Source organism: Aquirufa sp. ROCK-SH2, from assembly GCF_054558315.1.
The window spans coordinates 457578-483833 of the sequence record NZ_JBPXKB010000003.1 but is presented as its reverse complement, the minus strand read 5'-3'; the positions used below and the strand labels follow the sequence as shown (position 1 = coordinate 483833).

Genomic DNA, 26256 nt, shown 5'->3' with positions numbered 1-26256 from the left:
ACTCAATCTTAAAAATACGATTTTTTTCCTTGAAAAACTAAAATATTTCCAAGGAAAAATACCGTAAAAAATTTTAATGTTTGAAATGACGAATTCCTGTCATCACCATCGCAATTCCATTCGCATCACAATAGTCGATAGAATCTTTATCCTTGATGGAACCACCTGGCTGAGTAACAGCAACAATTCCTGCTTTTCCTGCTATTTCAACACAGTCTGGGAAAGGAAAAAACGCATCAGATGCCATAACAGAGCCTTGTAAATCGAACCCAAACTCTTTTGCTTTTTCAATCGCTTGCTTCAAAGCATCTACTCGAGAAGTTTGACCCACGCCAGAAGCTAACAATTGTCCTTCTTTGGCTAATACAATCGTATTCGATTTGGTATGCTTACAAATTTTCAAAGCAAAGGCCAATGCACGCATTTGCTCTTCGGTTGGAGCTATTTGGGTAACTGTTTTGAAATCAGCCACACCCTCCATCACTAAATCTTTATCTTGCTCCAAAACCCCATTCAACAATGTTTTAAACATTACTTTTGGAAAATCTTGTGCATTTCTTTTCAATAAAATTCTATTTTTCTTTGTCTTTAAAACCTCTAATGCCTCTTCTGTAAACGCAGGAGCAATTAATATTTCGCAGAACAATGGATTAATCGATTCAGCTGCTGCTTTATCAACGGTTTGATTGGTCGCCAACACTCCGCCAAAGGCAGAAATAGGATCACAAGCTAATGCCTTCTCATACGCTTCTTGAACACTTGAACCCGTTGCAACTCCGCAAGCATTCATGTGCTTGATAATCACAAAGGCTGTTTCAGAAAATTCATCCAACAATGTTAAGCAGGCATCTACATCGACTAAATTGTTATAAGACAATTCTTTTCCGTGCAACTTATCAAAAAGGCTTTCTAAATCGCCATAAAATTTACCTTGTTGATGCGGATTTTCACCATAACGCAAAGAATGCGCTGGCAATGCTTTATAATTCGTTAAATCAGCCACTTCTCCTGCAAAATAGCGCTGAATCGCGCCATCATAATGCGAGGAAACTGCAAATGCCTTTTGGGCAAAACTTCTTCTTTGTTCCAAAGTTGTTGCTGCTCCATTTGCTGAAAAAATCGAAAGTACCTCTGCATATTGCTCACGAGAAGATACAATCAAAACATCGGCAAAGTTTTTCGCCGCTCCACGTATCAATGAAATTCCACCAATATCAATTTTCTCAATAATATCCTCATCTGAAGCTCCAGAAGCAACTGTTTCTTCAAAAGGATATAAATCCACCATCACTAAATCCAATGCAGGAATTTCATATTGTTTGGCCACTTCTACATCAGAAGCTAAATCGCGACGATACAAAATACCACCAAAAACTTTTGGGTGTAAAGTCTTCACACGACCACCAAAAATAGAAGGATATCCCGTTAAATCCTCCACAGGAATAACAGGTATACCCATTTCCTCAATGAATTGTTGCGTTCCACCTGTGGAATACAAAACAACTCCTGATTGATGAAGTTCTTGAATAATAGGCGCTAAACCGTCTTTGTAATAAACTGAAATTAAGGCTGATTGAATTTTCTTTAATGACATGGGGCTTGTAATAAATTGAAGCCCCAAAGGTACGAATTAAAACAAAATTCGACTAATTTTTAGATTGCTTATTCTTTAATTTTTCATATCTCAATAAAGCCTCCAAATAGTAATAATCAGCATAAATCAAAGGCACATCTATTTCGGAATTCAATCCTTTTGCCCCCACGCAATGCTTAATTAAGAAATTATTATTTTCACCTAAAGCTGCTCTGTAAGCAGGGCTCGACAGAGATTCTAGCATTTTAACTGCGTCAGAATAATATTTTTTACCTTTTACACCGGAATAAGTAGATAATTCCAACAAGGCTGATGCTGTAATAGCACCTGCTGATGCATCTCTTTCTTCATTCGGAATGTTGGGTGCATGGAAATCCCAATAGGGAATTTTATCAGAAGGCAAATTTGGATGATTCAAATAGTAATCCGCAATTTTCTGAGCAAAGTCCAAATATTTTTTATCCTTTGTTTCACGATACATCGCTACATAACCATATATAGCCCAAGCATGTCCACGTGTCCAAGTCGATTCATCTTGATATCCTTGATGTTGCTTTTTAGCCAAGACTTTTCCATCTACATCGTAACAAATGACATGATAACTTGAAAAATCAGGTCTAAAGTGATTTTTGATGGTATTATCTGCGTGAGTAATGGCAATTTGCTTGTAGGTCGGATCGCCTGTTTCTCTTGAAGCCCAAAATAGCAATTCCAGATTCATCATGTTATCAATGATCACTGGATACTTATATCCTCCTTTGAAACTATTCCAAGATTTGATTAATCCAATTTTAGGATCAAATCGTGTTGCCAATGATTTTGCCGATTGAATCAAAACTTTTTTAGCTTTGGGGTCTTTGGTTAATCTCAATTCATTTCCGAACGAGTCAAACATCATGAATCCCAAATCATGCGTTCCTGTGTTGAATTGTTCCTTTTCTATGGCTGCTGTCCATAATCGAGCGGCCTTCTCCCATTTAGCGTCTTTTGTTTTTTCAAATAAATACCACAAGCCACCTGGGAAAAACCCAGAACACCACCAATGAGAAGGCATATTCCGATACGTTCCATCGGGTTTTGCTGAATGAATGGTTACACTTGTGTCAGGATGATCCGCCAACATTTTGGTGTATTGTTGAGCTGCTAATTGAAATTGTTTGTTTACATCTATTTTTTGAGCAAAAACAGAGCTTGATAAGAACAAAAATACTAGACTTAATTTTTTCATGAGTTGATAGGTTTTAAAAATTCAATCGTATTATCTTCCCATCCAACCGCCATCTACGGTTAAGATAGTTCCATTTACATAATTAGAAGCAGCTGAGGCCAAAAACACTACAGGTCCTTTGAAGTCATCTGGCTCTCCCCATCTTCCAGCTGGAATCCGAGACAAGATAGACGCACTTCTGTTGCTGTCATTTCTCAAAGCCTCTGTATTATCCGTTGAAATATATCCTGGGGCAATAGCGTTTACATTAATTCCTTTGCTTGCCCATTCATTGGCCAATGCCATCGTCAAACGAGCAATTCCCCCTTTACTTGCGGCATAACCTGGAACATTGATACCTCCTTGAAAACTCAACAAAGAAGCAGTAAAAATAATTTTACCTGATCCATTCGCGATCATATTACGACCAATTTCTCTGCTCAAAATAAATTGAGAAGTTAAATTAACTTCCAACACTTCATCCCAATATTCATCTGAATGATCAGCTGCAGGGTCTCTTAAAATAGTCCCCGCATTATTCACCAAAATATCTATTCTAGGAAATCTTTTTATCAATTGCTTGATAAAATCATACAATGATTCACGATCTGAAAAATCGGCTTGAAAGGCAGTAAAACTTCTTCCCAAGGCTGTAATTTCCTTTTCAACTTCTGAGTTATTCAATTCCAAATTAGCTGAAACACCAATAATATCAGCTCCAGCTTCAGCTAAAGCAACGGCCATGGCTTTTCCAATCCCTCTTTTACAACCAGTTACTAAGGCTATTTTGCCAGATAAATCAAATGAATTTTGCATAGATTAAATTTTAAGTAAAAGTAAATCAAGGGTAAACTTTACTCAAATGAATTCTACCATTCTCCAATTTATGACAAAAATCATTTCGATATTATCCACCTGAAATACTACCTTTGTGGCATGATTATTAAAATTTGCTCGTGGGTATTGTTATTTGCCATGCAAATTCCTCTTGTCAACCAATGGGGAGCGGTGGCATATTACCGAGTAAATCAGAATTACATCGCCAAAAATCTTTGTATCAACAAGGATAAACCCAAAATGAATTGTAATGGTCATTGTTTTTTGATGAAACAACTAAAGGCCCAACAAGAAAAAGAAGAAAAATCCAACCAACAAAAATTAGAAAAGGCACCCGAAATTACTTTGATTTTCAAAGAAAATATTTCTATTACATTTTACCGTGGCATTCAAGTTTCCATTAACCACCAATTTCATTACTTGGATTCCCTAAGTTTTGAATACACGCTCAGTCAAAATAAACCTCCACAATCTGTATAAACTTCCGTTTTAAATTTTCCCATTTCCGAATGTAAGCATTCGGACAAAACGATTTATACATGAAAAAATTACTATTCATGGCTGTTTGGGCTATTGCCTTTGCATGCCAAAAAGACGACTTAGATACCTTTGGAGTAAACGATAAAAACCAAATTATTTTAGATTTAGATCATCGAGTGGGTGCTCAAACTTTGGTACTGAATGACACAAAGTACACCAATGCTTCTAAAGAAGATTTCACCGTTTCAACTTTCAATTATTTCATTTCCAATATCATTTTAAAAAATGAATCAGGTGAAAATTTTATTTCAAACGACTATTTTTTAATCAAAGAATCAGAAACGAATTCCCAACAACCCATTTTAACGAATGTTCCTGCAGGAAACTATTCAGAAATAAGTTTTATTATAGGTGTTGACAGCCTAAAAAGCACCTCAGCGGTTGATCAAAGAACAGGCGTACTTGATCCCGCCGCTTATGGCAATGACAACATGTATTGGTCTTGGAATTCGGGATATATCTTTTTAAAACTAGAAGGTATTTCTTCCAAAGCACCCTTGAATTCTGCTGGACTTAATAAATTCCAATATCATATTGGAGGATTTGGAGGCAGATCAAGCGTTACGACCAATAATTTAAGAAAGATTACGCTCAAATTGCCTCAGCAAATTACTGTTAGGAAAAACATCTCCCCTTCCATTCATTTCATCGTTGATATCCAAAAAATATTTGGCACAAGTAATCTTATTTCAACCGAGCCTGTCATAATGAATCCAAGCAATGGCAAGAAAATAGCGGATAATTACCAAAGCATGTTCAGTATTGATCACGTACATAATTAATCTTTCAATGTATTTAAACGGGCTTATTTGATGAAAATACGATTCCTACTTTTGTGCTTTTTAATTAGTTGCTCCTCGGAAAAAAAGGAAGCTATTTCACCAATACCCCTTGTTGAAACATTTAAAATTCCTCAAAATTTTCCTGCAACTGTTTATTCATTATCGAGCAACCCGATTAATAAGGTTGGTTTCGAATTAGGAAAAGCATTGTTTAATGACCCTATTTTATCCAGAAACAATACGATATCATGTTCTGAGTGCCACAATCAAAGTTATGCTTTCACGCACCATGGACATGATATCAGTCATGGAATCGATAATCAAAAGGGTTCAAGAAATGCTCCAGCAATTCAAAATGTAGCTTGGCAACAAGATTTTTTTTGGGATGGTGGCGTTAGTGATTTGGATTTATTTTCCATTGCTCCCATAGAGAATCCAGTGGAAATGGATGAAAAGTTGGGAAATGTAATAGAGAAACTAAAAAAATCGCCAAAATATCCAGCCTTATTCAATAAAGCCTATGGGAGTAGCGAAATAACTAGTTCCAAATTCTTGAAAGCGCTTTCTCAATTCATGCTTTCCTTGGTTTCATCCAATTCCAGGTATGATAAATATGTCCGCAATGAAGGTGAAATTTTAAACAAACAAGAGTTGGAAGGAATGAAACTCTTTAAAGAACATTGCAGTACATGTCATTCCGGAGAATTATTTACGGATCAATCATATAGAAACAATGGACTCCAAATACAAGGCACTAAAGATCCTGGCCGTTTTCGAATTACAGAAAAAGAAAACGACCGCTATAAATTCAAAGTGCCAAGTTTAAGAAATATCGATGTAACATCTCCCTACATGCACGATGGCCGATTTTACACCTTAGATCAGGTCTTGGAACATTATTCTTTGGGTATACAAAAAACACCCAATCTAGATCCAAATTTAGCGAATGGAATACCTTTAAATGCAGATCAAAGATTACAAATCATCGCTTTTTTGAAAACATTAACTGACAAAGAATTTCTAAACAACGCTAATTTTAGCTCGAATTAAAATGAAAAAAACAATTCTATTTTTACTAATATGCTTTCCTTCTTTGGGTTGTGATATTTGTGGTTGTGCCAATAGCAATTCATTTTTTGGATTAATGCCAGCATCCAATCGGAAATTTATTGGTCTTAGATACCGCCAACAAAGTTATGATTCCCATGTTGGGAGTAGCTATTTGGCTTCAAAAGAGGACTTTTTTACCACAGAAATTTGGACACGTTTTTATCCCTTGGAGAAACTTCAAGTTGTCGGATATATTCCTTATAATTTTCACTACCAAAATTCACCTTCTGGCGAATATGCCACAGAGGGAATCGGTGATCCATCCTTTTTATTTCAATATAATATAATCAATACCCTTTTGGATAGCACTGTTCATACCATCAATCAAAACTTTTTAATCGGAGGCGGAATAAAATTACCGTTTGGGAAATTCAGATATGATGAAAGCAATCCATCTGAAGTTGCCAATGCCAATTTCCAATTAGGAACAGGAAGTACCGATTTCTCCTTTAATTTGACTTATGGATTGAGGTATAACTACTGGGGAGTCAATTTGGATGGGCAATACAAATTGAATACAAAAAATCCGATGAATTACCAGTTCGGAAATAGAATTAGTGGAGGGGCTACATTATTTTACACCTATGGAAAAGGGCATAAAGTAACGCTAATGCCTTATACTAACCTATATACGGAAAAATCATTTTATGATTCCCAATCAGGATTATCGAATCATTCAACAGGCGGAACAATCAGCCTCTGGGGAATAGGTACGGAATTTTATGTCAAAAAATTCATGTGGGGAATAAACTATCAAATTCCCATTCATCAAAATATTGCCAACCTTCAGATAAATGCAAAAAATCGCATCTCAGCACATGTAAGTTGGCTATTTTAAATGCACAGCCGAATCGTTGATTTGATAATTGTTTTTTGACAATAATTCTATCATGGAAGAACCCGCTAACAAAACTGGACCATAACCATGCGCAGCGAATGGTGAAATCGGGCGGTGATAGTAAAAGGCAGGGTCCCAAGCTAATCCGGTTCCTACGCAAGTACCCTCTACTTGTCCTTTTTCATTCACTTTGCTAGCAGTGGCATTCCAAGCCAATATGGCTGAGGGGCCATAAGTTTTGGCATCTAACCAACCCATATTGATACCTTTTGAGATGACATAGCAATAAATAGCTGTGGCAGATGTTTCCAAATAGGAATCATTTTTATCCAATAATTGATGCCAAAAACCAGTACCATCTTGATAAGACATTAAGCCTTTTAAATGATTTTTTAATTGCTTTAAAATTTCTGGTCTAGCAGGATGTTTCGCTGGTAAATATTCTAACATTTCCGCTGTAGTTAAAAGCGCCCAGCCATTTGCTCGTGCCCAATGAAACTCAGGATGCTCCGTAGCATCAACTAAATAACCATGCATAAAAATATTCAATTGCGGATTAAACATTCTTTTGCGATAAGCATTGAATTGAAATACCGCTTCTTCATATTCCCCCAATTGTAAAAGGGCTGGAATGGCCATGTATAAATCATCTAACCACATCGTATGATGCAAAGGACGAATTCTTACCAAGGTTTTATCTGGCAAACGATGCTCTTCTTTTAGAATAAAATCAGAAGCTCTTTTGGTAACAAAAGTCATATCGGTAGAAAATCCAGCCTTTTTTGCTTTCACTACGGCCATTCCCATGGCGCCAATATCATCCAATGCTCTTGGGTGAATTAAACCATGTAAAACATGCTTGGCATCATTTTTTTGAGCATCCGGAATTCCTGAAGCAATTAAATTCAAACGATTAAAAACATAATCTTTGTACTTATTATTCCCTGTTACTTGGGTCAAAGCCAACATTCCCGAATAGGTTACCCCCCATTCATAAGAAATAGGACGAAAATCTCCTTTTGAGAAAACAATTTGATCCGTAAATGCTTGACCAGGAGCCCAAGTTGCACCCGAATTTTTATCCACAAATCGATTGGGTGTAGCGATTTCCAAATAATTAAAAACGCGATCAATCACATTTTGAATTTCAGCTACTTTGGGAGCACCATAAGGCGTCGGATAATCAGGTTGTAAGGCATGTAAAGGTGCAGTTGCATCTGATGCTGCCGTAATATTTTTTTGAGCAAATAGACTCGAAGAAAATAATAAGAATAAGAATGTGTAGCGCATAAAAAAAGGGTTTCTCAACATGAAAGCTAAGAAACCCTTTTATTTACTGAAATTGAAATGCTATTTTTTCATTTCAACACTAGAAATTTGTACAACAATTTGTTGTTCTTTTACTGCTGGATTAACGGCCACAAAATACACATCATGTGATCCTGCAGTCGGAGTAATGGCTACTTTTTGAGCAGTTGGGCCCATTCTACGTGGTCCTTGGCCAGCTGCCGGTGCAGCAGCAGGAGCAACAGGACCCGTTGGTGTACCCAAAGAAGCACCTTTTTGATTAGGGTTGGCAGCAGGTGCAGGACCAAAACCACCTTGTGCCACTTCAATTGGATTCGTCTTGCCAATGATTGCTCCTGTTGGAGAATCTAAGTGTATTTCAATCACACCACCTGAGGCATTCGTTCTTGCTTGCGCAGAAGCTGCAATTTCAATGTTGGTGATGCCTGTCAAATCAATGCCTTTATAAGCAATGTATGGATTCTTACCCACCATATTAGTCGCTCTCATTGGAGTGATTAATTGTTGAATACCATAAGTCAAATCTGCTTTTTCAACATCTAGAGATGGATGACGTAAGAATAACCATTCCTCCGATTGAACTGGGGCAATTTTCTTATTTCCTTTGTCTAAATAAGTCGCACGAACAACAAAAACGCCTTTTGTACCTGCTTGATTATCTGGTTTTTTCAAAGACAAATCACCTGCCAACGCAATTTTATTCGAAGCTTTTTTCTCTGTCAAACTCATGATATAAGAAACCATTGTTTTAGCATCCGCTTTAGAAATACTTGGGTGAGCAGCCATGGAATGTTCTCCCCAAACTCCTGTTCCTCCAACTATCACTTTGTCAGCCAATTTCTCAATCACATCTTGTCCTTTGTATTTCTCAGCTACTTCCAAATAACTAGGTCCCACAGAACGAACATTTTGAAGGTGACAAGACTTGCAATCACTTTTATTGATTAATCGTAATCCCGCAGCGGCAAACAAATCGCTATCTGCTTTTCTGTGACTTTGTGACATTTCGATTGGATCATATCCGTAAGGAATGTAATCCAAAGTAGCTGCAACAGCATCTGCAGAAATACCATTTCCTAAACTTCCGTCTTCTTTATCTTCAACTTCAATTTTATATTTCGGAGCAGAATCTGAGAAATAGAATGTCTTGTTTGCATTTTCAAACGCAATATTTACTTTAGGAGCTTCATTACCAACCAATAATTCCAAAGAAGAAGAATTACTCAAACCTTTTGGATCAGTTGCTTTTAATACAACTTGGTATTTACCAGCTTCTGCCAATGTCAAAGATGGATTCGCACCTGTCAAAGTTTTAACTAATTTACCTTGTTTCTTAACTGTCCATGTAAATTTCAAGGCATCTCCATCGTAATCTTTGGATCCTTCCGAAGATAATTGAGTGGTCATTGGAGCAGCACCTTTCGTTTTAGTAGCACTCACTTCCACAAATGGTTTACGATTTCCTCCTTGATATTCTATTTTTACCAAACGAGCATTGTCATTTCCTTTGAACCAAGCTGATCCATATTCTAATACATATAAATCACCTTCTGGACTAAAGTCCATATCAATCGCACTTCCAAAAGATGAATTAGGCATAAAACGCTCCATCGACTTATAATTGCCATTTTCATCCATCGTTACCGACATAATCCAACCACGCATAAATTCAACAATTAACCATTTTCCTTCATAGTACGCTGGGAAAGCTCTTTTTGCATTTGGAAAATCAGAACGATGGTAAACAGGTCCTCCCGTTGCACTTCTTCCCGCTGCACCTACCAAAGGAAATTCTTCCGAAGTTCCATAAGGATACCAAATCATCGGTTTTTGTGCTGCAGGCAATTCTCTTAAACCTGTATTATTAGGAGAATCATTAACTGGATGTGCTGGATCAAACTTTGGACCAATAGCCATTGTTTCAAAATTGAAATCCGTATAAGGTTGATTGTTTCCTATAAAATATGGCCAGCCAAAAAATCCAGGTCCTTTTGCTTGATTAAATTCATCAAAGCCTTTTGATCCTTTTTCTGAATCCACAGAAGCATCTGGACCTACTTCACCCCAATATAAAAATCCAGTTTTAGAATCTAAACTTGGTCTCCATGGATTTCTATGACCCATGGTATAAATTTCTGGGCGAGTTTTTGGTGTTCCAGGTGCAAACATATTTCCCTTTGGAATGGTATATGAACCATCTTTTTCAGGATGAATACGTAAAATTTTACCTAATAAGCTGTTTGTATTCGCTGCTCCACGTTGATCATCCCAATAAGCTTGACCCGGGCGCTCATCGATGGTAGCATATCCATCTGAATTACTGTTTGAAGTATTGTTTCCTATCGTTAAAAACAAATTTCCTGATTTATCGAAAACCATTCCACCACCTGTATGACAACATTCTTCACGCTGAGTAGGAACTTCTAAAATGACTTTTTGCTGATCAATCAATAACTCCTCATCTTTTAATTCCATACGAGCCAAAATATGTTTGGCTTCCGTTGGATGTGCATAATAAAGATAAATCCAATGGTTTTCATTGAATTTTGGATCCACAATAATACCCATCAAACCTTCCTCCGCTTCACGCTTTTGTCCAGCTCTATTGGTGTATTTGGTATTTACATTAATATGCCCAATTACCTTAGTAATTTTCGATTGAGGGTCATATTGTTTTACATCCCCTTTTCTTTCTGCAAATAATATTTGTCCCGTTGGAAGAAAAGTTAATTCCATCGGTTCATCCAATTTTTCAACCAAAACAGATTTTACAAATCTATTTTCTTCTGGTGCTTGCGCTTGTGATTGAGCAGGGAAATAAATGGAACAAATTAATGAAATAGATAAAAATGTTTGTAAGAGTCGTTTCATATATAGAAATTTGACAGGTTTAAAATTGTTATTTTACAAAAATGATACAATAAACTCAAAACAAAAAATGAATTATCCTGAATGATACGAAATTCAGTTTTTTGTCGACATTAACATCTTCTTTTTTAACAAAATATCTCCTTTTATGCATAAAATATTTTACATCCTACTATTTATTCTTTTGAGTACTGTTTCATTCGCTCAGCGAAGCAAAGACCAAAAAGCCATTCGAAATGTACTTTTCACGCAACAAAATCTTTGGAATGAAGGAAAAATAGCTGATTTTATGGAATTTTACCAAAAGTCGGACGATCTAAAATTCATTGGAAAAAATGGCATTACAAAGGGCTGGAAAGCAACTTTGGAAAGGTATTTAAAAACCTATCCTAATAAAGAGGCCATGGGTCAACTCACTTTCGACATCCTAGAGGTTGATGTAATAAATGGAAAAACCGCATGGGTCCTTGGAAAATGGACTTTACAAAGACCTCAATTAGGCAACTTAGGTGGCCACTTTACATTATTAATGAAGAAAATAAATGGGAAATGGTTGATCTTAAGAGATCATACGTCCTAATTTTCTCTATACAGGTGTATTCAATTTACTCTTCCGATAACTGTAAGAAAAATAGATCAAAACACCTGCCAAACACCAATAGGTAAATCTTTCCCAGTTTTGAGCACCCATTTGTGTCATTAAATACATATTTACCAATAAACCCAAAATGGGAATTAAAGATAATTTTTTTGTCACACTATAAAATGCCATGACAAACCAAATGGCAAAAAAGCCTGCCATGATAAGATGATCAACTCTGTTTTCGCCTGAAAAATAGGCTGAAATGGATACGTCTTTGAAGGTATAATAAATAGCCACCAACCAAGTTAATCCAACCCAATAACTAGCATTAATATAAGGAATCTTAAATTTCGATTTTTTCTGATTTTCAGGATCTAAATCTAAGACTAAAACACCCCCACAAACCAACACAAAAGCAAATAAAGTTCCGATCGAACTTAAATTTATGACTTCTTCCAAATTGGCAAACAAGGCAGGAATTCCAACCAATACACCAGTCATGATGGTTGAAAAAGAGGGCGTTCTGTATTTGGAATGTATCCTAGCAAAGGCCTTGGGCAACAATCCATCTCTTGACATGGTCATCCAAATTCTAGGTTGACCCATTTGATAAACTAACAAAGCACTTGTCAAGGCAATCACCGCACTGGCAGCAACAATTCCAGCAACGCCCGGTAAATTGACTTTCATAAACATAAACGCCAATGGGTCTTCTATACCTGCTAAGCTATGAGAAGGAACAATGCCCGTTAATACCAACGTAACTAAGACGTACAAAACGGTACAGATAATCAATGCCCACATCATTGCCTTTGGAATATCTCGTTGCGGATCCTTACATTCTTCTGCAGTAGTTGAAATAGAATCAAAACCAATATAAGCAAAACATACAGCTGCTACGCTCTTCAAAACACCACTGATTCCATTGGGTGCAAAAGGTGTCCAATTATCCACTTGAACATAAAAAGCACCCACTCCCACGACAATCATAATGACTAATAATTTCAAAATCACTAAAATATTGTTCATATTTTTGGTTTCTCTGATACCGATGTAAACCAAATAAGTAATTGCCACTGTGATTAATAAGGCAGGAATATTGGCAACAAAATGCCATCCAAATAAATTTGGTGCATTCGAATAGGCGATAAATCCTTCTCTCAAATTCACATTCAATGTTTCTAAAGATTGGCCTTGAGCAAGCAAAGGTTCCACTTGTACAAAAGCTCTTTTGGCAGATAAAAAATCCATTGTTAAATATTCCGGAACGTGTAAACCCAATCCTTCTAATAAATCAACGAAATATTTAGACCAAGAAATGGCCACAGCAACATTTGAAATGGCGTATTCTAACAATAGATTCCATCCTAAAATCCAAGCAACAATTTCACCTAAACTTGTATAAGCATAAGTATAAGCAGATCCACTGATTGGAACCGTAGAAGCAAAACGTGCGTAACAAAATGCCGTAAACATACAAGCTAAGGCAGTAAACACAAACAACAAAGAAACCGCTGGGCCTCCATTGGCGGATGCTTGCCCAATGGCCGAAAAAATACTTGCGCCAATGATGGCAGCAACTCCCATAAACGTTAAATCTCTAACTCCTAAATTCCTTAACATGGAATGTCCTTCAAGACCTTCCATTGCTTTTTGATCGGATATGATTTTTTCAACTGATTTTTTACGAAAAATAGAGTTGGCCATTTTAATTTGTTGGATGATTTTTTAAATAGTGACAAAAATACATTTTTATCATTGAAATTCTATTTCATTAAATCCTTTAACTTTGCAGGAAATCCAATTTATGTCTGTAGCAATTGTCATCCTGAATTTCAACGGAAAAAAATACTTAGAAAAGTTTTTACCCAAAGTCATTGAAACTTCTACAGATGCCATTATATATGTAGCTGACAATTCTTCAACAGATGATTCAATTGCATTCTTGGAGAAAAATTATCCAGATATTCGACGAATCAAAAGTGATCGAAATCGGGGTTATGCTGGTGGATATAATTACGCATTACAACAAATTGAGGCGGATTATTTTGTTTTAATGAACTCTGATATTGAACCAAAAGCGAATTGGTTATCGCCATTAGTTACATATTTCAAGGAAAATCCCAAAACCGCTGCACTACAACCCTTCATATTAAAATACGATCAACCGGATTATTTTGAATATGCTGGAGCAGCAGGCGGAATGATTGATTCATTGGGCTATCCCTTTTGCCGAGGAAGAATTTTTGATACCTTAGAAAAAAACGAAAAGCAATATGCTACATCAAAGGTACATTGGGCAACGGGAGCTTGCTTGATGGTAGATGCCAAAAAATATTGGGAAGTGGGTGGTTTAGATGACTATTTCTTTGCCCATCAAGAAGAAATTGATTTGTGTTGGCGATTGAGAAGAGCTGGCTACGAATGTGCGGCTATCGCAGAAAGCGAGGTTCTCCACGTAGGAGGTGGCACATTAAACAAAGAAAGTCCGTTTAAGACCTTTTTGAATTTCAGAAACAACCTCATTTTACTGCATAAAAATCTACCGAAGAAGACTAAATTCAACAAAATTGCTTTCAGGTTATTGTTGGATGGAATTGCGGGAATCAAATTCGCAATTGGTTTTCAATGGAAACATACATTCGCAATTATAAAGGCGCATTTCGGATTTTACTACTATCTTTTTTTCTATTCCAACAAACAACAGTTAAAAGGAAAAGAACATCCTGTTCAACTCTATCCTAAATGGATGATTGTTGAATATTTTATCAAAGGAAAGAAAAAGTATAAAGAATTAGATTAGATGTCCCAAACTGAAGGATTGTTTCTTTGACGCAAATAGCGACGAATATTCATCCAAAATGCCAGAATCAAATAAATAATAATGGGAGATCCCATTGTAATGAAAGAAGTGTAAATAAAATACAATCTGATACTGCTTGTAGAAATTTTAAACTTCTCTCCTATTCGAGTACAAACTCCGAAAGCCTGATTTTCAACAAAATATTTTAGCTTTTCCATGGATGAGTGAATAAGATGCAAAGATAAAACTTATTTCTGTGAATTCAAGTAGCAACAAAATAAAATTAATACAATTTTTAATTTGAAAAATTACATATACAACAATAAAATATTAAATTTCAAATAATTTATTTTAAAAATGCTTGCATCTAATATATTTTTTTCTACATTTGAGCACTTAAATTTTTTAATTCTTCAAAATTCTCGACTTCCTGTCTATAGTATCTCCTCTGATTATTCCAGTTTATCGATTCTAAATTCATCCGGTCTTTTTTTGCGCAGTTTAAATTGTTTGGGTTTTAATTTTTTAACATTTTTTTTATGCAAACTGGTAAAGTAAAATTTTTCAACGAAACTAAGGGTTTCGGTTTCATCGTAGATGATCAAACAGGTGAAGACATCTTCGTACACGTAACTGGCTTAGCTGGAGTTACTATCCGTGAAAACGATTCAGTTTCTTACGAGGTAACTGACGGAAAACGTGGTGCAAACGCAATCAACGTAAAGAAAATCTAATTTTTCTCCGTTGTTTTTGATTAGAGCAAATCAGTAACTAACAATATATATAGGATTACCTAAAAAGATTGCAACATTGATCTCTAGTTAAAGGGAAACAAAAAAGCCTCCAGGAATGGGGGCTTTTTTTATAATTATGAATTTTAGTTATTAGTTTTTAGTGATTAGTTATTAGATAAATATTTACAAAAAACAACTAATAACTAAACACTAATAACTAAACACTAATCCACTTCTCCACTTCCTCCTTACTTGGCATAGCTGCATCAATTTTTAATTTTTTGCGCATACCTCCTAAATCATTAAATACTTTATTGGGATTAGCCTCGTTCAATGCTTCGATGGTTAAAATACCCATTTTTTGCAAAGCAGGAATCCAAATTTCAGCGACTCCCCTATCTTTAAATGCTTGTTCAGAATCTACTTCCTTAACCACTTCAGGGCGCATTTGAGGAAAAAACAATACTTCTTGAATAGAGGCTTGATTGGTCATTAACATGGTTAATCGATCTATTCCAATCCCAATTCCAGAGGTAGGTGGCATTGCATACTCCAAAGAGCGGATAAAATCATGATCCATTGCCATCGCCTCATCGTCTCCTTTTTCTGCCAAACGCAACTGATCCTCAAAGCGCTCTTTTTGATCTATCGGGTCATTTAATTCGGAATAAGCATTGGCAATTTCCTTACCATTCACAAATAATTCAAAACGCTCAACCAAACCTTCTTTCGAACGATGCTTTTTGGTCAAAGGCGACATTTCTACCGGATAATCTGTAATAAATGTAGGTTGAATTAAATTAGCCTCCACTTTTTCTCCAAACAATTCATCAATTAATTTACCTTTACCCATTTGCTCATCTACTTCCATACCAAAAGACAAGCATTTAGCACGAAGTTCGTCTTCTGATAAAGCATCTACATCTACTCCAGAATACTGTAAAATTGCACCAGAAATAGTCAATCGAGGATAAGGACCAGCAAATTCAATTTGATTTTCACCCACTTGAATTTTCGTTTGGCCGTGTAATTTTCTTGTTACTGTCTCAAAAATCAACTCCGTTAGATTCATCATCCAATGGTAATCTTTGTAGGCAACATAAAATTCTAATGAAGTAAATTCTGGATTATGTGTTCTATCCATACCTTCATTACGGAACATTTTACCAAACTCATATACTCCATCAAAACCACCAACAATCAATCTTTTCAAATATAATTCATTGGCAATTCTCAAATACAAAGGCATATCCAAAGTATTGTGATGCGTTTTGAAAGGACGTGCTGAAGCTCCACCATGTACTGCTTGTAAAACGGGAGTTTCTACTTCTAACCAACCACGCTCATCAAACATGGTACGCATTGTAGATATTATTTTGGCACGTTTAATGAAAATATCTTTAACACCTTGATTTACAATTAAATCAACATAACGCTGGCGATAACGCATTTCTGGATCAGAAAATGCATCAAAGGTTTGCCCATCTGCCTCTTTTACCACAGGCAATGGTTTCAAAGCTTTAGATAAAATAGTAAACTCACGAACATGAATCGAGATTTCACCCATTTGAGTCGTAAAAACATATCCTTTTACGCCAATGATGTCACCAATATCCAATAACTTTTTAAATACGGTGTTATACAAGGTTTTATCCTCACCCGGACACAAATCATCTCTTCTAAAATACAATTGAATACGTCCAGAAGCATCTTGCAATTCTGCAAAAGAAGCATTCCCCATGATTCGAAAACCCATCAAACGGCCAGCCAATGTAACATCCTGAAAATCATTCGATTCTGGTTTATACTCAGACAATATTTGAGAAGATTGAATATTTACAGGATATTCCTCCGCAGGATACGGATCGATACCTAATGCCATCAAATCCAAACGTTTTTGTCTTCTTAGCTGTTCTTGCTCACTTAAAATCATAGAGTATTCAATTAAATTGATTAAAACGCAAAATTAGCTATTAATTAGGGGATATGAAAATTTAGAACTTTTTCTTAATTTTTGTTAACAAGAAACAAAGCAGTCCTATTTTGCGTTAAATTCGCATCAAGAAATTTAACACGATAAAAATTTATAGCAATGGAAATGAAAAACTCAATTAAGACCTACGTGATTATCGCATTATTATCCAGTGGTATAACTTTAGGAGCATTTCAATTATTTAACCTAAGTAATTCTGGATCTTCATTTGAAGGGCCTTCCGCATTTACAACCCACGTTTCTTCACCCTCTGTTCCAGGAAATCCAGGAGATTTCACCTTTGCAGCTGAAAAAACAACACCGGCAGTTGTACACATTAAAACAAAAATTGCACAAAAATCCATGGGGCGTCAATTTTCTAGCCCATTTGATGATTTTTTTGGATTCGGCGACCCATTTGGAGGAGGACGTAGACAACAGCCACAAGTTCAAGAAGCTTCTGGTTCAGGGGTAATAATCAGTGCTGATGGATATATTGTAACCAACAATCACGTGGTAGCAGAAGCTGAAGAAGTTTCTGTGATGTTAAATGACAAAAGAGAATTCAAGGCGAAAGTAATATCAACCGACCCTTCTTCTGATTTGGCAGTCATACAGATCAAAGCAAACAACCTTCCTTTTTTAACTTTTGGTGATTCAGATGCATTGAGAGTAGGCGAATGGGTATTAGCGGTTGGTAATCCATTTAATTTGGAATCAACAGTAACAGCGGGTATCGTTTCAGCCAAAGGCCGTCAAAATATCATTGATCGAGATTCAGAGGCATCTGCAAATCCTTTGGAATCATTCATTCAAACGGATGCCGCGGTTAATCCTGGAAATTCGGGAGGAGCATTAGTCAACTTAAAAGGTGAGTTGGTGGGTATCAATACAGCCATTTATTCTAAAACTGGCCAATTTGCTGGATATTCTTTCGCAGTTCCAGTTAGTATTGTCAAAAAAGTTTCTGGCGATTTAATCAAATACGGAAATGTTCAAAGAGGATTTTTGGGAGTTTCTATTTCAGATGTCAATTCTAAATTGGCGGAAGAAAAAGATTTAAAAACCAATACAGGTGTATACGTAAATGGCTTCTCAGAAAATAGTGCAGCAAAAGATGCCGGAATTAAAATCAATGATGTCATTGTTAAAATTGATGGCAACGAGATAAAAACCTTAGCCAAATTAATGGAATTAGTTGGTAGCAAACGACCAGGCGAAAAGGTAAATGTAACGGTTAACCGTGATGGACAAAATAAAGAATTTGCTGTTACTTTGAAGAATAAGGATGGAAATACATCCATCGTCAAAGGAGATACTGGCGAGTCTTATAAATCTGACTTTTTAGGTGCGAAATTCGGTAATCTATCAAGTTCTGATAAAGAAAAATTTAATATTACATCTGGTGTTAAAGTGATTGAAGTTTTAGAAGATGGCCGCTTAGAAATGTATGGATTAAACAAAGGTTCGATCATTACCAAAATCAATGATAAGCCAGTAAATAGTCCAAAAGAGGCCATTGAATTACTAGAAGCTAGAAAAAGCAGAATTAAACTTGAAGGAATTGATATCGATGGATCAAAATTCATTTATGTATTATAGTGGTTTGAGGTTTGAGATTTAAAACAAAAAAGCCCTAGAAGATTCTGGGGCTTTTTTAGTTCATGTCCAAAATTGTGAGCTAAATATTTTAAGCATTCAAGATTAAGAAATCAGGAGATATAATAGAATCAAAAGGGTGCGGGAATTGAGACTAATAACAATATCATACAAGGTTAAATTATTTCCGAGCCCCACAACTCTTGAACATGATCCTTTTTTTTATGGTTTCCTTTTCAAACGAATAAATTTGATTACATCGGAGATTCCAACATAAAATAGTAAAGGAACGACAAGAAATGCTGCAAATAAATCTTTGAAGGATGGGTCATTGAAATATTCAGAAAAATGACTTATAATGTGATATAAAGAAGCAAGAGATAAAAATAGATAAAATAAAGAGGTAGGCAAATTAACTTTTTTATTAGTCTTCATTGAATATAAGGGTTAGGTAAAAAAAAGAACACATCGGTTATCCAATGTGTTCTTCAAAATTATTCATTTATTTCAAAAAAACTACTTTTTATAAGTAACTGTTTTAACGGCTTGAATGGTACGTTCGATACTTGGTAAGATTTCTTCAATCAAAGTAGGTGCATACGGCAATGGCAAATCTTTTGAATTCACACGAACCACAGGTGCATCTAAATAATCGAAAGCCCAACGCTGTAAATGATACGCAATTTCAGAAGAAATAGCAGCTAAAGGATTTGCTTCCTCAACTACCACACAACGGTTGGTTTTCTTAACTGATTCAACTAGAGTAATATAATCAATAGGACGAACGCTACGTAAATCAATCAATTCACAAGAAATACCTTGTTTTTCTAATTCTTCGATTGCAGGCATTACTACCCTTGAAATCATTTTACCAAAACTAACGATGGTAACATCCTTACCTGGCTTAACAATGTTTGCTTTACCAATTGGAATTAAAAACTCTCCATCAGGAACCATTCCTTTGTCGCCATACATCAATTCAGATTCCATGAAAATCACAGGATCATTATCTCTGATAGATGCTTTTAACAAGCCTTTGGCATCAGCTGGATTAGAAGGCACTACTACTTTTAAGCCTGGTGTATTGGCAAACCAATTTTCGAAATTGGAAGAGTGTTGAGATGATAATTGGCCTGCATTTCCAGTAGGTCCACGAAAAACGATTGGACAAGAATACTGACCTCCAGACATCGACATTAATTTAGATGCCGAGTTGATTACTTGGTCAATTGCTACTAGAGAGAAATTGAAAGTCATGAACTCAACAATTGGACGTAAACCATTTGCTGCCGCTCCAACACCAATCCCACCAAATCCTAGCTCAGCGATGGGCGTATCAATTACACGCTCAGGACCGAACTCATCCAGCATACCTTGTGAAACTTTATAAGCACCATTGTACTCAGCTACTTCTTCACCCATTAAAAATACAGATGAATCTCTTCGCATTTCTTCTTGCATGGCCTCACGCAAGGCTTCTCTAAATTGAATTTCTCTCATAATAATATAAAGGCTCTTGGAAAATCCCAACCGAGCGCAAAATTAGCTAAGAATTCGCATACCACAAAACCAAAAATATTCGATAAATCACTCATTTTAATATTTTCGTGGTATTTTTGAATATAAATATGAATTTCAAAGCCAATGTCTGTAAAAATAGCTGCCATTTCTGACTCTTTAGTAGATTTTTTAAATCAAAACGAATATTCTCATATTGCAGTTTTGGTAGATGAAAACACACAAAAACATTGTTTACCGAAAATCATTTCATTTTTGCCCAAAAAATTCACCAAGATTGTCATTAAATCCGGTGAAGGAAATAAACATTTAGGCACATGTGAAAAAGTTTGGGAAGCGATGACCAAAGCTAATATGGACCGTCATGGTCTATTAATCAATTTAGGTGGTGGGGTCATTGGCGATTTAGGTGGATTTTGTGCCTCGACTTACAAAAGAGGAATTGATTTCATACAAATTCCAACCACTGTTTTGGCGCAAGTTGATGCAAGCGTTGGTGGAAAATTAGGCATCGATTTTCATGGCTTTAAGAATCACATTGGTGTTTTTCAATTACCCAAAACGGTATTGATTGACCCTACATTTACGAGCAGCTTACATTGGCGTGAAAAACGTTCAGGTTATGCAGAAATCATCAAACATTGTTTAATCAGAGATGCTGAAAAATGGTTTACCATTAGCAAACAAGACTGGGAGACAGTAGACATTGCTGCATTGGTGAGTCATTCCGTGGAAATTAAAAAAGCTGTCGTTGCAGAAGATCCAAAAGAAGCTGGACTTAGAAAAATTTTAAACTTTGGGCATACATTAGGTCACGCGGTAGAAACCTATTTATTGGACAAAGGAAAACGTCGAATTTTACATGGCGAAGCAGTAGCAGTTGGCATGATTACCGAGGCATTTATTTCTTATCAAAGGGGCTTAATTAGCTCAGAAGAGCTCAATTCCATTGAAGCCTATCTATTTGAAACGTATGGCAAAGTTAGCATCGCTGAAAATGAAATTCCCACCATCATTGGATTAACCTTGCAGGATAAAAAGAACAAAGGAAACGAAGTTCGCTTCTCACTCTTAACAGGAATTGGCGATTGTGGTTATGACATTCCTGTTAGCAAGGCAGAAATGAAAAAAGCCTTGGAGTACTACCTTTAGAAGAGAGAAGAGAGAAGAGAGGAAAGAGAAAAAAGAGGTAAGATGTGGCTTCGAGAACCTCAGCCACCGAAATTTTCTCTTTTCTCTCTTCTCTTTTCTATTCAATCACCTGAGGAACTTTGAAATATTGATCGTTCGCATCTGGAGCAAGATTTAGTGCTTTTTGGCGATCTAAATTCTGAATGGCAACATCTTCTCTGAATTGATTAATGGCTGGCGTGATATGAACCAAAGGTTCTACTCCAGTGGTATCGACTTGATTAAGCGCTTCCATCCAATCCAATACTTTATTGATGGAAGTTTGAACTTCTTCAATTTTATCTGGATTTAGCTCTAATCTTGCTAAATGCGCAATTTTCTCAACATCCTCTTTATTTACTTTCATCGTCTTTTTGTCTTATTTTTTTATCATCAGGCATTTCTTTGTCCAAAAAAGCATTGATTTTATCTCGATCCAAATTGGAAGTTATTTGACCAAAAGAATCTATATTTAACTCAAAACCAGCTAAATCTGGATGGACTTTAGGTGCTTTTGATTCAGACTTGGATGGATCTTTCTTTTTCATCTTTATAAAACGGGAAATTTATCTAAAGCTAATTTCAAACGTTCAAACACTGATTCTTTACCCCAAAGTTCCATGGATATCATTAAATCAGGACCCGCTCCTTTTCCGCTTAAAGCAACACGTAAAATTTGCATAACTTTACCCATTTTAATTCCGGCTGCTTCTAAAGTTTGATGAATACATTCTTTAATTTGGTCAGCTGTCCATTGATCATTACAACTTGGTAAGTTTTTTAAAATTAAATCCAAACCTTGTTTTGCCTCAGCATTCCACTTATTAGCAATAACGGCTTCCTCATAACTGGCTGGAAATAAATAAAAATCATCTACTAAAGATTGTAAATCTTGAGGAAAAGTAATTCGATCAATGAATAATTTAACAAAAGCCAAAGCTTGACCCGCTTCTAATTTTGGTAAAAAATCTGTTGCTAATTGATTTACATCTGATTTTTTCAAATATTGTTCATTGAACCATTGTGCTTTTTTTACATCAAATTTCGCCCCTGCTTTATTGATTCTTTCTAAAGAAAAAGCTTGAACTAATTCATCTAAACTAAACAATTCTTGTTCCGTTCCTGGATTCCAACCTAAAAATGCTAAGAAATTAATCGTTGCATCTGGTAAATATCCTTCTTGTTTAAAACCTTTTGAAATAGCTCCTGAAATTGGATCTGTCCATTCCAAAGGAAAAACAGGAAATCCTCCTAAATCTGCATCTCTTTTAGATAATTTACCATTTCCTTCAGGTTTCAACAACAATGGTAAATGCGCAAATTGTGGAGCCTTCCAACCAAAAGCTTGATATAATAAAATATGTAATGGCGCAGAAGGAAGCCATTCTTCTCCACGAATCACATGCGTAATTTCCATGATATGATCATCAACTACATTGGCTAAATGATACGTTGGCATACCGTCAGATTTCATCAATACTTTATCATCAATGCTGGATGTATGTACATGTACCCAATCTCTGATACTATCTTGAAAACGAATTTCGCCTTTGGCAGGTACTTTCAGACGAATCACATAAGGTGTGTTCGCATTCAATAACTCTTCCACTTCAGTTGCAGACAATGCCAGTGAATTTCGCAATTTGACACGGGTTAAGGCATTGTATTGAAAGGCAGATCCTTGGCTCTCAAACTGATTACGCATGGCGTCTAACTCTTCAGAAGTATCAAACGCATAATATGCTTTGCCTTCGTTCAATAATTGATCTGCATATTGTTTATACAAACCTTTGCGTTCACTTTGACGATAAGGCTCATGAGGACCACCTACACCAACACCTTCATCGGGCATAATGCCTAACCAGGCAAGACTTTCTAATATATATTGTTCAGCACCAGGAACAAAACGTGCCTGATCTGTATCTTCAATACGAAGCAAAAACTTCCCACTTGTCTGGCGAGCTAATAAATAATTATATAAGGCAGTACGTACTCCACCAATGTGTAATGGTCCTGTAGGACTAGGTGCAAAACGAACTCTAACGGGTAATGACATGAATTTGATTATTTATGGGCAATACAAGAAATTTCAACGCGCACATCTTTCGGCAAACGAGCGACCTCCACGGTTTCTCTCGCAGGAGGATTTTCGGTAAAATATTGACCATAAACTCCATTTATGGCAGCAAAATCGTTCATATTTTTGACAAAAATGGAACATTTAACAACATGGTCGAAAGTAAAACCAGCCTCTGTTAAAACAGCATCTATATTTTTCATTACTTGATCCGTTTCTTCCTCAATACTTGCTCCCGCTTCAAATGTCGATAAAGCTATTTGACCAGAAACATACAACACATTATCAATTTGAACCGCTTGAGAATAAGGGCCTATAGGTGCTGGCGCAGCAGCCGATAAAATTATTTTTTTTGTCATAACTTTGAAAAGAAATGCAAGTTACCAAAATTTGTTACTAAATCCTGAATCCTCAAAGCCTTTCATTATTTTAATGCTCAAAAAAATCCAAGAATTACTTTTCAATCAAAGAGGCATCTTATTTATGCTGCTTTCATCTTTATGCTTTGCATTGATGTCGGCATTAGCAAAAGAAATGAATAAGGTCTTTCCTTCCATTGAACTAGTACTATTTCGAAATATGATTGGTTTACCTTTTTTAATTGGAAGTTTATTCCTGAAACGACCCATTCAAAAAGGAGGTAGATTAGGCTTTTTGATTTACCGTGGATTTTTAGGGGCATTTACTTTATATTGTTTATTTTATGCATTGGAGCACTTGGGCTTATCTTTAACCAATACGTATGGTCAAGCATTCCCTCTCTTTATTGCAATTTTTACATTCATTTGGATCCCCAAAGAAAAGCTATCAGGCCAGCAAGTGTTATTTTTATTGATGGGCTTTTATGGAATCCTACTCATTTTCAGACCCGATGCTGCCGTTAGTTGGCAAAAACATAGTATCGGCGTACTTTATGCCATTGGCACTGCATTGGGTTATATGGCCATAAAAGAAGCGCAAAATTACTATGATTCAAGATGGGTGATTTTTTCTTTCATGGCTGCGGGATTTACAGCATCAAGCATATCCTTGATTTTAGGTACTCATTTCGACCTTGCACCTAATTTCTGGATTGCCAAATGGGTTCAACCTCAAGGAATAGAATGGGTTAAAGTTTTATGCCTTGGATTATTGGCATTAGGTGTTCAAAGTTTCACAACGCAAGCATTGCGACATGAAAAAACAAGTATTGTTGGGGCTATTGGCAATAGCAGCGTATTGTTTTCTATCTTAATAGAAATTCTGATAGGCCATGGATTTCCTACTTGGGTAGGATTAATTGGAATGGGATTGGTTCTAGTGGGTAGTTATCAAGTGAGTAAAAGGTAATAGGTATTAGGTAAAAGGTAAGAGGTAAGAGGTAAGAGGTAAGAGGTAAGAGGTAAGAGGTAAGAGGTAAGAGGTAAGAGGTAAGAGGTAAGAGGTAAGAGGTAAGAGGTAAGAGGTAAAAAACTAATCACTAAAAACTAATAAACTTTTACCTTTTACCTCTTACCTCTTACCTCATCTTACCTCAATTTATGCTGTAGCAGAATTCATCACCTCCGTTTGTTTACGGATTGATTCTAAGTGAACTAATTTGAATAGTTCCTCAATAAATTCTGGATATAAACCTAAACCTTTAGCTTGATTTGCACGGTCGCCATGAACTTGCTTCCAACGATCTAATTGCAAAACAGCAACGTTGTTATCACGCTTGTACTCTCCTAATCTTTCAACAATAGACATACGAGCAGCTAAAACTTCTAACAATTCACGGTCGATATTGTCGATTTTCTCACGTAATGCAGCTAATTCATTAGAGAAATCAGAACCATAGTTTGATTTTCTAACATCCAATGAACGCAACATCTCGCCTAATTGCTCAGGAGTTAATTGTTGAGAAGCATCCGACCAAGCAGCATCTGGATCACGGTGAGATTCAATGATCATACCATCGTAATTCAAATCTAAAATTCTTTGAGATAATTCAGCTAAATAAGCACGCTTACCAGCCATGTGAGATGGATCTCCGATCAAAGGCATTTGTGGGAACAAACGCTTTAATTCAACAGCCATTGACCACATTGGTGAATTTCTATATTTTGTTTCTTGCGCATTAGAGAAACCACGGTGAATTGCACCTAATTTCTTAATACCTGAATTTTGTAAACGTTCAAAAGCACCAACCCAAAGAGCTAAATCTGGATTAACTGGATTTTTAACCAAAACAGGAATATCAACACCCTTAAGTGCATCAGCTAAATCTTGTACATTGAAAGGATTCACTGTTGTACGTGCACCAATCCACAAAACATCTACTCCATATTTTAAAGCTAATTCGATATGCTCTGGTGTAGCAACTTCAATTGCTAAAGGCAAACCAGTTTCTTTTTTAGCTTCTACCAACCATTTCAAAGCCGGTTCTCCCATTCCTTCAAAACTACCTGGACGTGTACGAGGCTTCCAAACACCTGCACGCATGATGTGTGCATAGCCTTCAGCTTTTATACGGCGGGCGGTTTCTAATACTTGCTCTTCAGTCTCTGCTGAACAAGGCCCTGCAATGATCAAGGGTTTGCCATCAGTCTGAATCCATTCGTTCATCGGCACTATTTCTAAATTGGCATTCATAATAATCTAAGGTTAACTAGAGCAAAGGCTCAATATGTATTATAACTAATTTCTAACAAAACCGATTTTCGGTAAAACTTATTCTCTTATATTTGCAAGCTAT

General features: G+C 36.1%; 25 protein-coding genes. 10 read left to right on the top strand and 15 right to left on the bottom strand.

Going from position 1 to position 26256, the window contains the following annotated elements:
* Window positions 1-73: 73 nt before the first annotated feature.
* From purH to kduD, 3 genes are read right to left on the bottom strand one after another with little or no spacing between them, the layout of a single operon-like run.
* Window positions 74-1594 (bottom strand): bifunctional phosphoribosylaminoimidazolecarboxamide formyltransferase/IMP cyclohydrolase, encoded by a 1521-nt coding sequence (gene purH, locus V7S79_RS09210; protein ID WP_459490291.1) that lies wholly within the window; start codon window positions 1592-1594, stop codon window positions 74-76.
* 52 nt (window positions 1595-1646) lie between these two features.
* Window positions 1647-2822, bottom strand: coding sequence for a glycoside hydrolase family 88 protein (locus V7S79_RS09205; RefSeq protein WP_459490290.1), 1176 nt, complete (start codon window positions 2820-2822; stop codon window positions 1647-1649).
* Window positions 2823-2852: 30 nt separating this feature from the next.
* Entirely contained in the window at window positions 2853-3617 is a 765-nt protein-coding gene (gene kduD / locus V7S79_RS09200; protein WP_459490289.1) for a 2-dehydro-3-deoxy-D-gluconate 5-dehydrogenase KduD, read from the bottom strand.
* Window positions 3618-3737: 120 nt separating this feature from the next.
* Between kduD and V7S79_RS09195 the strand changes: the two genes are divergently transcribed.
* From V7S79_RS09195 to V7S79_RS09180, 4 genes are read left to right on the top strand one after another with little or no spacing between them, the layout of a single operon-like run.
* Window positions 3738-4118 carry a hypothetical protein gene (locus V7S79_RS09195; protein ID WP_459490288.1) on the top strand — a complete coding sequence of 127 codons (381 nt, stop codon included), beginning with the start codon at window positions 3738-3740 and terminating at the stop codon, window positions 4116-4118.
* Between the two features lie 59 nt (window positions 4119-4177).
* Complete coding sequence (locus V7S79_RS09190; protein ID WP_459490287.1) at window positions 4178-4960, top strand: MbnP family protein; 783 nt, start codon at window positions 4178-4180, stop codon at window positions 4958-4960.
* 30 nt (window positions 4961-4990) lie between these two features.
* A complete protein-coding gene (locus tag V7S79_RS09185; RefSeq protein ID WP_459490286.1) occupies window positions 4991-6010 on the top strand; it encodes a cytochrome-c peroxidase in 1020 nt (339 codons plus the stop codon).
* 1 nt (window position 6011) lies between these two features.
* Window positions 6012-6908, top strand: a complete 897-nt coding sequence (locus V7S79_RS09180; protein ID WP_459490285.1) for a hypothetical protein — start codon at window positions 6012-6014, stop codon at window positions 6906-6908.
* On the opposite strand, the gene V7S79_RS09175 is transcribed toward V7S79_RS09180, so the two are convergent.
* Together V7S79_RS09175 and V7S79_RS09170 are read right to left on the bottom strand one after the other, a co-directional pair.
* Window positions 6900-8198, bottom strand: coding sequence for a glycoside hydrolase family 88/105 protein (locus V7S79_RS09175; protein WP_459490284.1), 1299 nt, complete (start codon window positions 8196-8198; stop codon window positions 6900-6902). The two genes, V7S79_RS09180 and V7S79_RS09175, sit on opposite strands and share 9 nt — an antisense overlap.
* 60 nt (window positions 8199-8258) lie before the next feature.
* Window positions 8259-11087, bottom strand: coding sequence for a PQQ-dependent sugar dehydrogenase (locus V7S79_RS09170; protein ID WP_459490283.1), 2829 nt, complete (start codon window positions 11085-11087; stop codon window positions 8259-8261).
* 145 nt (window positions 11088-11232) lie between these two features.
* Here V7S79_RS09170 and V7S79_RS09165 point away from each other — a divergent pair, with 145 nt between their 5' ends.
* Window positions 11233-11664, top strand: a complete 432-nt coding sequence (locus tag V7S79_RS09165; protein WP_459490282.1) for a YybH family protein — start codon at window positions 11233-11235, stop codon at window positions 11662-11664.
* A 6-nt stretch (window positions 11665-11670) separates the two neighbouring features.
* Here the strand turns inward: V7S79_RS09165 and V7S79_RS09160 are convergent, their stop codons facing one another.
* Window positions 11671-13374, bottom strand: coding sequence for an amino acid permease (locus tag V7S79_RS09160; protein ID WP_459490281.1), 1704 nt, complete (start codon window positions 13372-13374; stop codon window positions 11671-11673).
* A 100-nt stretch (window positions 13375-13474) separates the two neighbouring features.
* Here V7S79_RS09160 and V7S79_RS09155 point away from each other — a divergent pair, with 100 nt between their 5' ends.
* Complete coding sequence (locus V7S79_RS09155; RefSeq protein WP_459490280.1) at window positions 13475-14470, top strand: glycosyltransferase family 2 protein; 996 nt, start codon at window positions 13475-13477, stop codon at window positions 14468-14470.
* Here the strand turns inward: V7S79_RS09155 and V7S79_RS09150 are convergent.
* On the bottom strand, window positions 14467-14688 hold the full coding sequence (locus V7S79_RS09150) for a PspC domain-containing protein (RefSeq protein WP_459490279.1): 222 nt from the start codon (window positions 14686-14688) through the stop codon (window positions 14467-14469). The two genes, V7S79_RS09155 and V7S79_RS09150, sit on opposite strands and share 4 nt — an antisense overlap.
* A 321-nt stretch (window positions 14689-15009) precedes the next feature.
* On the opposite strand from V7S79_RS09150, the gene V7S79_RS09145 reads away from it, so the two are divergent.
* A complete protein-coding gene (locus tag V7S79_RS09145) occupies window positions 15010-15204 on the top strand; it encodes a cold-shock protein (RefSeq protein WP_109322468.1) in 195 nt (64 codons plus the stop codon).
* Between the two features lie 217 nt (window positions 15205-15421).
* On the opposite strand, the gene lysS is transcribed toward V7S79_RS09145, so the two are convergent.
* The gene (gene lysS / locus V7S79_RS09140; RefSeq protein ID WP_459490277.1) at window positions 15422-17137 is read right to left on the bottom strand and encodes a lysine--tRNA ligase; all 1716 of its coding nucleotides are present in this window, start codon (window positions 17135-17137) and stop codon (window positions 15422-15424) included.
* A 165-nt stretch (window positions 17138-17302) separates the two neighbouring features.
* On the opposite strand from lysS, the gene V7S79_RS09135 reads away from it, so the two are divergent.
* A complete protein-coding gene (locus V7S79_RS09135; RefSeq protein ID WP_459490276.1) occupies window positions 17303-18778 on the top strand; it encodes a Do family serine endopeptidase in 1476 nt (491 codons plus the stop codon).
* A 219-nt stretch (window positions 18779-18997) separates the two neighbouring features.
* Here the strand turns inward: V7S79_RS09135 and V7S79_RS09130 are convergent, their stop codons facing one another.
* Together V7S79_RS09130 and V7S79_RS09125 are read right to left on the bottom strand one after the other, a co-directional pair.
* Window positions 18998-19210, bottom strand: coding sequence for a hypothetical protein (locus V7S79_RS09130; protein ID WP_459490275.1), 213 nt, complete (start codon window positions 19208-19210; stop codon window positions 18998-19000).
* A gap of 81 nt (window positions 19211-19291) precedes the next feature.
* Window positions 19292-20275 carry a pyruvate dehydrogenase complex E1 component subunit beta gene (locus V7S79_RS09125; RefSeq protein ID WP_459490274.1) on the bottom strand — a complete coding sequence of 328 codons (984 nt, stop codon included), beginning with the start codon at window positions 20273-20275 and terminating at the stop codon, window positions 19292-19294.
* 144 nt (window positions 20276-20419) lie between these two features.
* Between V7S79_RS09125 and aroB the strand changes: the two genes are divergently transcribed.
* The gene (gene aroB / locus V7S79_RS09120) at window positions 20420-21445 is read left to right on the top strand and encodes a 3-dehydroquinate synthase (protein ID WP_459490273.1); all 1026 of its coding nucleotides are present in this window, start codon (window positions 20420-20422) and stop codon (window positions 21443-21445) included.
* A 97-nt stretch (window positions 21446-21542) separates the two neighbouring features.
* Here the strand turns inward: aroB and gatC are convergent, their stop codons facing one another.
* Genes gatC through V7S79_RS09100 form a run of 4 tightly spaced genes read right to left on the bottom strand, consistent with a single transcriptional unit; the run spans window position 21543 to window position 23899 of the window.
* Complete coding sequence (gatC, locus tag V7S79_RS09115; protein WP_459490272.1) at window positions 21543-21830, bottom strand: Asp-tRNA(Asn)/Glu-tRNA(Gln) amidotransferase subunit GatC; 288 nt, start codon at window positions 21828-21830, stop codon at window positions 21543-21545.
* Complete coding sequence (locus tag V7S79_RS09110; RefSeq protein ID WP_459490271.1) at window positions 21817-22011, bottom strand: hypothetical protein; 195 nt, start codon at window positions 22009-22011, stop codon at window positions 21817-21819. Before V7S79_RS09110 ends, gatC begins: the two co-directional genes overlap by 14 nt.
* Before the next feature lie 2 nt (window positions 22012-22013).
* Window positions 22014-23519 (bottom strand): glutamate--tRNA ligase, encoded by a 1506-nt coding sequence (gltX, locus tag V7S79_RS09105; RefSeq protein WP_459490270.1) that lies wholly within the window; start codon window positions 23517-23519, stop codon window positions 22014-22016.
* Between the two features lie 8 nt (window positions 23520-23527).
* A complete protein-coding gene (locus V7S79_RS09100; protein ID WP_459490269.1) occupies window positions 23528-23899 on the bottom strand; it encodes a Rid family detoxifying hydrolase in 372 nt (123 codons plus the stop codon).
* Window positions 23900-23972: 73 nt separating this feature from the next.
* Here V7S79_RS09100 and V7S79_RS09095 point away from each other — a divergent pair, with 73 nt between their 5' ends.
* On the top strand, window positions 23973-24869 hold the full coding sequence (locus V7S79_RS09095; RefSeq protein WP_459490268.1) for a DMT family transporter: 897 nt from the start codon (window positions 23973-23975) through the stop codon (window positions 24867-24869).
* Window positions 24870-25058: 189 nt separating this feature from the next.
* Here the strand turns inward: V7S79_RS09095 and V7S79_RS09090 are convergent, their stop codons facing one another.
* Window positions 25059-26153: a chorismate mutase gene (locus V7S79_RS09090; RefSeq protein ID WP_459490267.1), complete on the bottom strand. Its 1095-nt coding sequence runs from the start codon at window positions 26151-26153 to the stop codon at window positions 25059-25061.
* Window positions 26154-26256 lie beyond the last annotated feature (103 nt).